Origin of the sequence: Flavobacterium sp. (assembly GCF_044373165.1) — a bacterium.
Lineage (GTDB): Bacteria > Bacteroidota > Bacteroidia > Flavobacteriales > Flavobacteriaceae > Flavobacterium.
In genome coordinates, this window is the sequence record NZ_JBILQL010000016.1 from 24,065 (window position 1) to 35,438 (window position 11,374).

Genomic DNA, 11,374 nt, shown 5'->3' on the forward strand with positions numbered 1-11,374 from the left:
TTTGAAGATTTGAAGATGTGTTAATTTACTTCGTCAGTTCGCTATCGCTCGGGTGAAAATAATTACCACACTTCATCAATTTTCAAATTTTCAAATTGTATAATTTTCAAATTAAAAAGGATGTTTAAAAAAATATTAATTGCCAATAGAGGAGAAATTGCGCTTCGCGTGATTAGAACCTGTAAAGAAATGGGCATCAAGACCGTGGCAGTTTACTCAACAGCCGATGCGGAAAGTTTACACGTAAAGTTTGCAGACGAAGCGGTTTGTATTGGTCCACCGCCAAGTAATTTGTCTTATTTAAAAATGGCTAACATCATTGCGGCTGCCGAAATTACTAATGCCGATGCCATTCATCCGGGTTACGGATTCCTTTCGGAAAATGCCAAGTTTTCTAAAATTTGTCAGGAACACGGCATCAAATTTATTGGAGCTTCACCGGAAATGATTGATAAAATGGGAGACAAAGCTACGGCGAAAGCTACCATGAAAGCAGCCGGCGTTCCATGTGTTCCGGGATCAGACGGTTTATTAGAGTCTTTTGAAGAAGCGCAAAGATTAGCCAAAGAAATGGGTTATCCGGTAATGTTGAAAGCAACTGCCGGTGGTGGTGGAAAAGGAATGCGTGCCGTATGGAAACCCGAAGAGTTATTAAAAGCTTGGGAAAGTGCTCGTCAGGAATCTGCCGCTGCCTTTGGAAATGACGGGATGTACATGGAAAAATTAATCGAAGAACCTCGTCATATCGAAATACAAGTAGTAGGTGATTCTTATGGAAAAGCATGTCACTTATCAGAAAGAGATTGTTCGGTACAACGCCGTCACCAAAAATTGACTGAGGAAACCCCTTCGCCATTTATGACCGACGAATTAAGAACTAAAATGGGTGAAGCTGCTGTAAAAGCCGCTGAATTCATTAAGTATGAAGGTGCCGGAACAGTAGAGTTCTTAGTAGACAAACACCGTAATTTCTATTTCATGGAAATGAATACGCGTATCCAAGTAGAGCACCCAATTACAGAACAAGTTATTGACTACGATTTGATTCGTGAGCAGATATTAGTAGCGGCCGGTGTGCCAATTTCGGGTAAAAACTATTTGCCGCAATTGCACTCTATCGAATGTCGTATCAATGCGGAAGATCCTTATAATGACTTCCGTCCTTCGCCGGGTAAAATTACCGTTTTACATGCACCGGGTGGACACGGAGTGCGTTTGGATACTCACGTTTACGCGGGTTATACGATTCCGCCAAATTATGACTCGATGATTGCCAAGTTGATTACCACGGCGCAAACCAGAGAAGAAGCCATCAACAAGATGAAACGTGCTTTGGATGAGTTTTATATTGAAGGGATTAAAACCACGATTCCGTTCCACCGCCAGTTGATGGAAGAGCCGGATTATGTAGCCGGAAATTACACTACGAAGTTTATGGAAAGTTTTAAAATGAACGATCCGGAATAGATAAAAAACCCAACGGTATCGTTGGGTTTTTTATTTCTAAAGGTTTCCAAAAATTAAAATGGCTTTTCCTCTAGCCCCGATTGGAGCTGGCTACCATGTAGCGCGGAAAGCGGGAACACGGATGGCAAGAATGCCCAAACCATTCGCTCCTGATTAAAAAACAAAACCCAACTCTGTCACGCCGGGTTGTTTAATCCCGTCAGGGATTTAATCTTGGTAAAAACCGTATATGAATCGAAAGGAAATCCCGTTAGGGATGGTATGGATTCCTTAAAACAAGCCGTTTGTTATATCATCCCTAACGGGATTTGTTGGATTGCAACATTTATTTTCTACCGATATTCAATCCCTAACGGGATTTGTTGGATTACGGTTTCTTTACCGATATTCAATCCCTAACGGGATTTACAACGTTTCCTTTAACCATTTGTAAAACTCGCGTTGCCATACTAAGGCGTTTTGTGGTTTTAGTACCCAGTGGTTTTCTTCGGGGAAGAGCATGAAACGGCTTTTAATGCCTCGTAATTGTGCGGCTTGGAAAGCTTCTTGTCCTTGTCCGATAGGCACGCGGTAGTCTTTTCCGCCTTGGATGATTAGGATTGGGGTATTCCATTGATCGACCATTTTTATTGGATTGAACTCAGTATAGGCTTTTTGGGCATCGGCATTGTCTTTTTCCCAATACGCGCCGCCGTGGTCCCAATTGTTGAAGAAGACTTCTTCAGTAGTGCCATACATACTCTCCAAATTGAAAACCCCGCAATGCGAAATAAAGGTTTTAAAACGATTTCCATGGATTCCGGCCAGGTAGAATACCGAATAACCCCCATAACTCGCTCCAACAGCTCCTAAACGCGCTCTGTCAACATAACTTTCATTACCCACGTCATCAATTGCCGAGAGATAGTCATTCATTACTTGTCCGCCCCAATCTTTAGAGATTTGTTCGTTCCAAGCTTGTCCGTGACCGTACATCCCGCGACGGTTTGGCGCCACGATTACATAGCCTTGTGAAGCCATTAAGGAAAAGTTCCATCGGAAAGAATAGCTTTGAGTTAACGGTGATTGCGGTCCGCCTTGGCAATATAAAAGTGTTGGGTATTTTTTGGTTGGATCAAAATTGGGTGGCAAGATTACCCAAACCAGCATTTTTTTACCGTCAGTGGTAGTAACGTAACGTCTTTCGAATTTGGGTAAAGCCAATTTGGCGTAAGTTTCGTCGTTGGTTTTGGTGAGTTGCAACCAAGTTTTTTTCTTGAAGTTGTACGAATAGATTTCGCCTGCGTGGTTCATATCGGTACGAGTCACGATGATGTTATCGCCTGAGAAACCTACCAAATCATTCACATCAAAATCACCGGATGTAACTTGTCTAACAGTAATGGCAATTTTGGTTAAACCAGGGAAATTGACTTCGAATAAATGCTTGGCACCATCAACAGCAGCGGTGAAATATACTTTCTTGCCATCAGCACTCCAAAGGAAATTGTCTACGCTTCCGTCCCAATTGGCGGTTAGGTTCATGTCGATGCCTTTGAAACGAACAATCAAGTCATTTTTATCGGCTTCATAACCGTCGCGTTTCATTTGCAACCAAGTTAGGTTTCCGGTTGGGGAAAACACCGGATTCATATCATAACCGGGATTGTTTTCGGTTAGGTTTTTGGTGGTTTTGGTTTCTAGGTTGAATTCGTATAAATCGGTATTGGTGGAAACGGCGTATTCCGTTCCGGCTTTCTTTTTGCAAACGTAGATGATATTTTTGCTGTCGGGTGACCAAATATAATCTTCATCACCTCCGAAAGGCTTTTGCGGACTGTCGTAAGGTTCGTTTGGCATGATGTCAATGCCTTTGGCGTTTTCTTTATTTTCGGCATAAAACACGTGGTTGTGAGAACCATTGTTCCAAGTATCCCAATGGCGGTAATCTAAACCGTTGTAGACTTGGGCATCGGATTTGCTTAAATCGGTATATATGTCTTTGCCTAACACGTTTTCGGTTTTCACTTCTTGGCTGGACAAAATAAACAAGCCGTTTGGCGAAACATTTTTGTCAACCAATAAATCTTTTGTTTCCTTTACTTCGGTAGGATTACCACCGTTGACCGGAATGGTGTAAAATTTGGAATTGGATTTGTTGTCTGCCACCGAAGGCGTAGCTACTTTGTAAACGATAGATTGTCCGTCTTTAGAAATCCCCATAGCGGTTACTCGACCGAGTTTCCATAGCGTTTCGGGAGAAAGCACTTCTTGTGCAGCTGCTGTGATGCCCATTGTACAAATGATTATAGAAAAGATTTTTTTCATGGTCTGTTGGTTTATTAAAGGCTTAAAAATAGTAAATAATCTCCACAAAAAAAGCCACCCTAGCGGATGGCTTTTTTGATACTTTAGATATTCTTAAAATTACACTTTTACTAATTTCAAATAAACTACTTCGTTTACATCGTTAGTGTAAGCTAGTACCGCCTCAGTATAAGTTAAAGAGATTACCGTTAAGGTTGTTGACTGTTCTTGTTGGGTTTCTCCGACTTGTACAGTATAATTCAATGTTACAAAAGTAGAAAGCCTGTCGTAAGTCCCTGTAATTTTAGTACTCACACATGGTTCTGTTGTAGTGTAATCGTTGCTCTCAAAAGAAAAGTCGGCATTGAATATATAATTGTCTTTACAATTGGTATTGTTTACATAATCGGTATACAAGATAACCCCTTGTGGAGATCTTGTTCCTTGTTGCGTAATTTCCCAATTTCCTACTAAGTAATTTTGTGTAACAAAATCCTCATCATCCTCACCGCATGAGATAAAAATCAGCGGGAAAAGCAATAGTAATAATAACTTTCTCATCTTATTGGGCATATACTTCAATGTTGTCAATTTGGTAAGTAGAGGTAATGTTATTGGTTCCTCCTACATAACGGAAAGAGATGTATACATTACCGGAATAAGAAGATAAATCTACATTCCCTGAGCTTGTAAAATTAGCAGGAAAACTGCTGCTTTGAGGGGCGAAAGTAGCATTTAATTGTGTCCAAGTGGCAGCATTAACCGCTGCTGCAGTACCTGATCCATCATAATTGGTAGAAATCCAAACTGTAACCGCAACACCATTTGCGAAACCAATTTTAGAACCAAATCTTAAAAATTCTCCAGTGGTACCGTCTAAATTGATTGCCGGAGTAATTAATCTTGTGTCAACGCTATTTTCTGCAGGAGTAATTCCGAAAGGAGAGAACTGAGCATATTTGTTGTTACTGAAAATTCTGGCTTCCCATTTTTCATTTCCACCATTCATAGAAACATTTGACCAACCCGGTAAAGCAACGTTTTGTCCGTTACCTGTACCCGAAATACTTTCAAAATTTTCTGAAAAAATAGGCACTAATCTTGGGCCATTCAATTTTATATCATCTTCTGTTCTGGCAAGGAATTGGTAATCAGAACCAAACTTTGTTAAAATACCTCTAACCTTTCCTCTTCCTGAGGCAACCGGTTTAGCAGCAAAATTGGCAAAACTACTGGTTCTGAAAATAACTGAGTTTCCTTCAGCATCGGTCAACAAATGATTGGTAGCGCCTCCTAAATCGTTAGCAGCATTATAATAAGTTGAAGTGATGGCTTGGTTAGAAAATTGAACACCGTCTAATTCTACTAAAGTGTTGATGTTTGCATCGTTCAATAATTGTGGGATGGTTAAAGTTCTTTTTAAAGCATCCTCAGAAACGATAGTACATGATTTATTCAAAGCAGTTCTGTATAAAGCCGGAGAAAGACGGCCTACAGCAGGAGTATTAGACGAGCTAACAAAGATGCCTCCGATTCTTTTACCACCATTGCTTAAATCTGTGTATAAATCTTTCATTTTGATTAATACTTTTCTACCCGGCTCAAATGAGATAAATGTTGAAGAAACATCTACCGGTACACTAAATGCAGAAGGTTGAGGTTGTGTAGTAGTTGGCAATGTTTGGAAAGAGATTGTTTTGAAAAAGTTTCCACCTTTGTCTGATGAAACTACATAAGCTTCAATAACATCGTCTGCCAAATATTGGGTAACAGTAGCGCTGGCGCTAATTTCTGAAACTTCTTTTGTTTTTTGCAAAGTTGTCTCAATACAATCAACTTGAGGTGTCTCATAATCATCATCATTTATACAACTTGATGAAAAACTGGCAATAAAAATTGCAGCAAGCATTGATTTAAAAAATGTTGTTTTCATATCGTAATTTTATTTTTTTTAGAAATTAATATAAAAGTTGAAAAAGTAGGTTCTTCCGAATCCATAAAAATAACGTGGGGCAAAAGCAGGAGTTCCGCTTGAAACGTCTTGATTTAATTCTCTATAGTTAGCGTTTCTTGCTTGTTCAAAACCACCCGTTTTGTACTGTACATCAAAGATATTATTTAATGTGGCAAATAATCCCAAAGTAACCGGATTTTTCCCTGAAATTCTCCATGATTTACCTCCTGTTAAATTGACCAACGTATAAGGGTCAAACTTTTCTTGTTTTAAAAGTTCATCAACTCTACTTTGTTCTGCTTCAGGAAATTGAAACCCATTTGCGTCCAAAGGATTTCTCAAAAAGCTGTTGGTTCTTAATACAGAAGAAACATCTAAATAAGTGTCTGCTAAGTAATTTACATTAGCACCAATCCACCAAAATTTAGGATCACGGTATTCAAGTCCAAACGCATAGGCTTGTTGAGGAATTCCCGGTTGATAATAATTTTTAAGTTTTGATTCTCCTAAATTTACTAATGTCGACAAGCCTCTGGCAGCTCTTGCGTCATCATTTAAAGTAACATTAGGATTACTGTTGTAGGTGAATTGTCCATAAGACACCGCAGCTGTAGCCTTTAAAGTAGATGTAATTTGGTATTCTAATCCAAGTTCTCCTCCAATATTAAGCTTGTCTAATCCTGTAACAATTTCCGCTACAAAGGCATCGCCTCCATCGCCATCAACATCTTCAAAGGCGCCTTCCGCAAAAAAGAATGACGTTTCTGTAGCATCTTTGATATTTGCAAAATAACCGGTTAATCGGGCTTTGAAATTAGGTGTTTTAATTACATAACTCATGTCAAGATTTGAAACCGTTTCGCTTCTTAAGTTTCTGATTGGAGTGTTACTCAATCGGGCATTGAAGAAAACATTTCTCATAGATGGCGCTTTCGACATGTAAAGACTATTGAATGTTAAAAAGTGTTTTCCGGTAATTTTGTATGTCAAACCTCCTTTAAAACCAAAGTTGTCAAACTCTATTTTCTCACTTTTACCAAATGAACTTGCTGCATAAATTCCGTTTCTGTATAAGCCGTCTCTTTGGTATGTTTTTCTGGTAAAAGATTGTGCTAAGTAAAAATCTATCTTATTATAAGTAAATTTAAATTGAGTGAAAGCATCAATATGATCTGCTAATAATTTGTAATTGTAACCGTATTTGTCCCCTTCTTGTACTTCTCTGTTTGGATTATTTAAATCAGGTTGTTGTGCATTGCCTTCTTGAAAAGGATCGATGTCCAAGAAAGAAGATCCGCCCAATAAATCCGTTAATATTTGGAAGTTTCTCGAACTTAAACGACTGTAACTGGCACCGGCATTCATTACAATATTGTCTGATAATTGAGAGTTCAAAATAGTATTAGCCACAAATAACTTATCGTCGGTTCTATCCTCATACAACACATAAGCACTTCTGGCCGGCGCTCTTCCGATTTCAACACCATTCTGGTCAACAATAGCCGTCGTGTTCGCTCTGTACATAGCGTTCCAATCAATTTGTCTTTGAGTAAAGAATGGAGCATCCATAGCACCAATCAAATTCGGGGTAAATACTCCGCCTAAACCTCCGGGCTGATAAGCAGATGCCGGAACCGTTTCAGGATCATTGTTGTATAACGAAGTGAAATAACTTGGAAGGTTTTGGTAATAAGTTGGATCAGGATTGGCTGCATTAACAAAATCTAATCTTGAATTTCCAATTTTACCAAACTGATACATTACATTACTGGTTAATTGTGTTTTATCACTCATTCTCCAATAATGGGTTAGCATATTAATGGGTTCCTCTATTTCTCTATCACGAGAATTTCTCTTTTTCCCGTCTTGCCAACCCCAAAAAGAATTGTAACGGATACCTGCAATACTGTTTATCTCATCTGTATTAGAAGAATTTCTTCCTCTTCTGTTTTGTGCATAGATACTCGTGAAATTTAAACTGTGTTTTTCATTGAACTTTTTTTCAACGCTGGCAAAAACCGAATTGGCTGAATAATCTGTCCCGTCAAAATAAGCTTCAACTGCCCATCTTCTGGAGGCCGAAATTACAAATGCCCAACCGTCTTTGTTCATCCCTGAAGCATGGGTAGCCATGGCTCTCCAATTGTAGTTGGTTTGGGTTCCTGCATAAGAAATACGGGTTCCTTTTCTGTATATTGAAGCTCTTGTATTGATTTCTTGTGTTCCTAAAATGCCTCCAAAAGTATAATCTGAAGGCGCAGAACCCATGGTAAATTCTTGGTTTCGGGTAGCATCATTCAATCCGCCCCAGTTACCCCACTGTGGTCTATTGTCCAACAACTTGTTCATGGAAACTCCATTAATCATAGTGTTAGAATATTCATTATCTAAACCTCTAATTCTAAAACGAGCCTGACCCCAATTGAAGGCAGCAGCTTGTTGGTATGTATCTCTGGAAGCTTGCAAAAGTCCGGCGGTATTCTCTGAACCACTATTGTCATCTCCCAAATCATTTTCCAAAATAGTAATAAGGTTAATTTGCTGTTCTGAAGTAACGTCTTCCTCAAAAACAATCACCCCTAAGTCTAACACTTTGCCTGCTTCTACTTCAACCGAAAGTAATTGGTCTTTGTATCCGGCGCTCTTAATTTGCAGTAACTGACTACCGCTAGGCACTTCTGTAAACACAAAAACACCCGTAACATCTGTCAAAGCAGTAAAACTGGTGTTTTCAATAGAAGCAACAACATTTTGTAAAGGTTTTTGTGTTTTTGAATCTACCACTTTACCTGTGATTCCGGTAGTAGTTTGTGCAAAAACAAAAAACACTTGCATCACAAATAAAGTACTAATAACAAGTTTTTTCATAAATAAAATAAAATTAATTTTTATCCCTGGGAAGTCTTAATAAAAACTTAACAGCCGACAAATGTACATCTTTTAATAATATTATCTACTTTTGGCTCGAAGTTTGTAAAAAACTTGATATTAAATTAATATACATTTTATGAGAATTAAAAGTTTAATAGCGCTTTTCTTTGTTTTTTTCGCAATAATAGGGGCTAATGCACAGGCTAAAAAGTATAATATTCATACGGTAGCTTTCTACAATTTTGAAAACTTATTCGACACCATCAACGGAACGAACAACGATGAAGAGTGGCTTCCGAATGGCGCTCAAAACTGGACCGGAAAAAAATACAAACAAAAACTCAAAAACTTAGCCCGAGTTCTTTCTGAAATCGGAACCAACGACCAACAAAAAGAATCTCCTGTATTAATAGGGGGTTGCGAAATTGAAAACAGAGGAGTGCTGGAAGACTTAGTAAAAGAACCGCTTCTTATCAATAAAAATTACGGCATAGTACATTTTGATTCCCCTGATAAAAGAGGAATTGACGTAGCGCTTTTGTATCAGAAAAAACATTTCAAACCTACCAGTTTTAAAAACATTCCTTTATTGATATACAGAAGCCAAGAAGGAAAAGCAGACAAGAAAGAAAAAGAAGAAACCGCAGAGGATAAAGCAGATGCTGACAAAGCGGAAGCCGACAAAGACGATAGAGTGTACACCCGTGACCAACTTTTAGTAACCGGCTTCCTTGACGGTGAAGAAGTTAACATCATTGTAAATCACTGGCCGTCTCGCTCTGGTGGTGAAAAGAAAAGTGCTCCTTTTCGGGAAGCAGCCGGACGCTTGAACCGACAAATCATGGATTCTATCTTTAAAATTAATCCCAATGCCAAAATCATTACCATGGGTGACCTTAACGACGGAACTTACAACAAAAGTGTAAAAGAAGGTATTGGTGCCAAACGCAAAAAAGAAGAGGTAAAACCGCTTGGTATTTACAACCCGTTTGAAGAAATGTACTACAAAGGAAACGCAACCTTGTTTCACCGTGATGCCGGAGATATCTTTGATCAAATCATGATTTCAGAAGCGTTTTTAAGCAGTGATTATTCCTCATTCAGATATTGGAAAGCCGGTATTTATAACAAACCTTATATGATTACTACTGTAGGACAATACAAAGGCTATCCGTTAAGACACAGTATGACTGAAATAGGTTACAGCGACCACTTCCCCGTTTATATCTATCTGATCAAAGAAGTCAAATAATTTTTTAAAAGTCTCGAGCCCATCGGGACTTTTTTATTTTATAACTTTACTTAAAATTTAAACAATGGCCGTAGCAAAACCCTTCAACCTCAACCAATGGATAAACAACAACCGTCATTTGTTAAAACCACCCGTTGGCAACAAAAATTTATACGTTGATTCAGGCGATTATATCGTGATGATTGTGGCCGGTCCCAACGCCCGTAAAGATTACCATTACAACGAAACCGAAGAATTGTTCTACCAACTCGAAGGCGATATCACCGTTTTTATCCAAGAAGACGGCGAAAAAAAAGCAATGAAACTCTCCGCCGGCGATCTGTTTCTGCTTCCGGCGAAAGTGCCACATTCTCCATCACGTTCGGAAAATTCCATCGGATTAGTCGTTGAACGAAAAAGAAACGGAAAAGACATCCCCGACGGCTTATTGTGGTACTGCGAGCATTGTAACCACAAACTCTACGAAGTGTATTTCAAATTAAACGACATCGAAAAAGACTTTCTACAACATTTCAATCACTTTTATAATTCAGAAAAACTCAGAACCTGTGACCAATGCGGAACGGTAATGGACACCGACCCCAGATTTACTTCAAAATAATTTTAGGAGCTAATCCGGCTATCCATTCTATCTTTTTATCCCGTTCGAGAAACGAGATAAAAAGGATGCCATTCCACACGAGCGTAGCGACTGCCGAAGGAATCCGGGCTAAAATTCAAAATAAACCTTTACTTTTGCAATCACTAATACAAACAAATAAACTTATAATGTCAACAATTGCGCAACAATTCGGCATGACCGAAGCCCTAGAAATATTAGGCGTAAAAGCCATTAATGAAGGTACTTCCACCGGAAATAACCATTTTTCAAACGGAGAAATCTTGGAAAGTTATTCTCCCGTAGACGGACAACTCATCGGAAAAGTAAAAACCACTACAGCCGAAGATTACGAAAAAGTAATGCAAACCGCCAGCGAAGCTTTCAAAACGTTTCGTTTAATGCCGGCACCCAAACGCGGCGAAATCGTACGTCAGTTTGGGGAAAAATTAAGAAAATACAAAGAACCTCTCGGAAAATTAGTTTCCTATGAAATGGGAAAATCACTCCAAGAAGGTTACGGAGAAGTGCAAGAAATGATTGACATCTGCGACTTTGCCGTAGGTTTATCTCGCCAATTACACGGTTTAACCATGCACTCGGAACGCCCGGGTCACCGCATGTACGAACAATACCATCCGCTAGGCATCGTTGGTATCATTTCGGCCTTTAATTTTCCTGTTGCCGTTTGGTCTTGGAACACAGCTTTAGCCTGGATTTGTGGCGACGTTTGCGTTTGGAAACCTTCTGAAAAAACGCCTTTATGCGGAATCGCTTGTCAAAATATCATCGCCGAAGTCTTAAAAGAAAACAACTTGTCGGAAGGCATCTCTTGTTTAATCAACGGTGATTACAAAGTAGGCGAAATGATGACACACGACAAACGAGTGCCTCTAGTTTCGGCTACCGGTTCTACTCGTATGGGTAAAATTGTAGCGCAAGCTTG

Annotated in this window: 9 protein-coding genes; 5 read left to right on the plus strand and 4 right to left on the minus strand. The window is 39.1% G+C overall.

Features of this window, described 5'->3' with window-relative positions; genetic code table 11:
- Positions 1-120: 120 nt before the first annotated feature.
- Both accC and ACIQ32_RS04030 read left to right on the plus strand, forming a co-directional pair.
- Complete coding sequence (accC, locus tag ACIQ32_RS04025; RefSeq protein WP_396194402.1) at positions 121-1,467, plus strand: acetyl-CoA carboxylase biotin carboxylase subunit; 1,347 nt, start codon at positions 121-123, stop codon at positions 1,465-1,467.
- A 213-nt stretch (positions 1,468-1,680) separates the two neighbouring features.
- Complete coding sequence (locus ACIQ32_RS04030) at positions 1,681-1,866, plus strand: hypothetical protein (RefSeq protein ID WP_396194403.1); 186 nt, start codon at positions 1,681-1,683, stop codon at positions 1,864-1,866.
- A 6-nt stretch (positions 1,867-1,872) separates the two neighbouring features.
- Here ACIQ32_RS04030 and ACIQ32_RS04035 read toward each other — a convergent pair whose 3' ends face one another.
- The 4 genes from ACIQ32_RS04035 to ACIQ32_RS04050 all read right to left on the minus strand — a co-directional run bounded on the left by ACIQ32_RS04035 (position 1,873) and on the right by ACIQ32_RS04050 (position 8,575).
- Positions 1,873-3,774, minus strand: coding sequence for a S9 family peptidase (locus ACIQ32_RS04035; protein ID WP_396194404.1), 1,902 nt, complete (start codon positions 3,772-3,774; stop codon positions 1,873-1,875).
- A gap of 99 nt (positions 3,775-3,873) precedes the next feature.
- Entirely contained in the window at positions 3,874-4,314 is a 441-nt protein-coding gene (locus tag ACIQ32_RS04040) for a hypothetical protein (RefSeq protein ID WP_396194405.1), read from the minus strand.
- 1 nt (position 4,315) lies between these two features.
- Entirely contained in the window at positions 4,316-5,686 is a 1,371-nt protein-coding gene (locus ACIQ32_RS04045) for a DUF5689 domain-containing protein (protein WP_396194406.1), read from the minus strand.
- 18 nt (positions 5,687-5,704) lie between these two features.
- Positions 5,705-8,575, minus strand: a complete 2,871-nt coding sequence (locus ACIQ32_RS04050) for a carboxypeptidase-like regulatory domain-containing protein (RefSeq protein ID WP_396194408.1) — start codon at positions 8,573-8,575, stop codon at positions 5,705-5,707.
- Between the two features lie 139 nt (positions 8,576-8,714).
- Here ACIQ32_RS04050 and ACIQ32_RS04055 point away from each other — a divergent pair, with 139 nt between their 5' ends.
- The 3 genes from ACIQ32_RS04055 to ACIQ32_RS04065 all read left to right on the plus strand — a co-directional run.
- The gene (locus ACIQ32_RS04055; RefSeq protein ID WP_396194409.1) at positions 8,715-9,830 is read left to right on the plus strand and encodes an endonuclease/exonuclease/phosphatase family protein; all 1,116 of its coding nucleotides are present in this window, start codon (positions 8,715-8,717) and stop codon (positions 9,828-9,830) included.
- A gap of 64 nt (positions 9,831-9,894) precedes the next feature.
- Complete coding sequence (locus tag ACIQ32_RS04060) at positions 9,895-10,431, plus strand: 3-hydroxyanthranilate 3,4-dioxygenase (protein WP_396194410.1); 537 nt, start codon at positions 9,895-9,897, stop codon at positions 10,429-10,431.
- A 167-nt stretch (positions 10,432-10,598) separates the two neighbouring features.
- On the plus strand, positions 10,599-11,374 hold a 776-nt coding region (locus tag ACIQ32_RS04065), incomplete at its 3' end, for an aldehyde dehydrogenase family protein (protein WP_396194411.1).

Bases quoted from the DNA above. Each gene is read 5' to 3' on its own strand.
- ACIQ32_RS04045 (WP_396194406.1), bottom strand. From the start codon at position 5,686: ATGAAAACAACATTTTTTAAATCAATGCTTGCTGCAATTTTTATTGCC.
- ACIQ32_RS04060 (WP_396194410.1), top strand. From the start codon at position 9,895: ATGGCCGTAGCAAAACCCTTCAACCTCAACCAATGGATAAACAACAAC.
- ACIQ32_RS04040 (WP_396194405.1), bottom strand. From the start codon at position 4,314: ATGAGAAAGTTATTATTACTATTGCTTTTCCCGCTGATTTTTATCTCA.
- ACIQ32_RS04050 (WP_396194408.1), bottom strand. From the start codon at position 8,575: ATGAAAAAACTTGTTATTAGTACTTTATTTGTGATGCAAGTGTTTTTT.
- ACIQ32_RS04035 (WP_396194404.1), bottom strand. From the start codon at position 3,774: ATGAAAAAAATCTTTTCTATAATCATTTGTACAATGGGCATCACAGCA.
- accC (WP_396194402.1), top strand. From the start codon at position 121: ATGTTTAAAAAAATATTAATTGCCAATAGAGGAGAAATTGCGCTTCGC.
- ACIQ32_RS04055 (WP_396194409.1), top strand. From the start codon at position 8,715: ATGAGAATTAAAAGTTTAATAGCGCTTTTCTTTGTTTTTTTCGCAATA.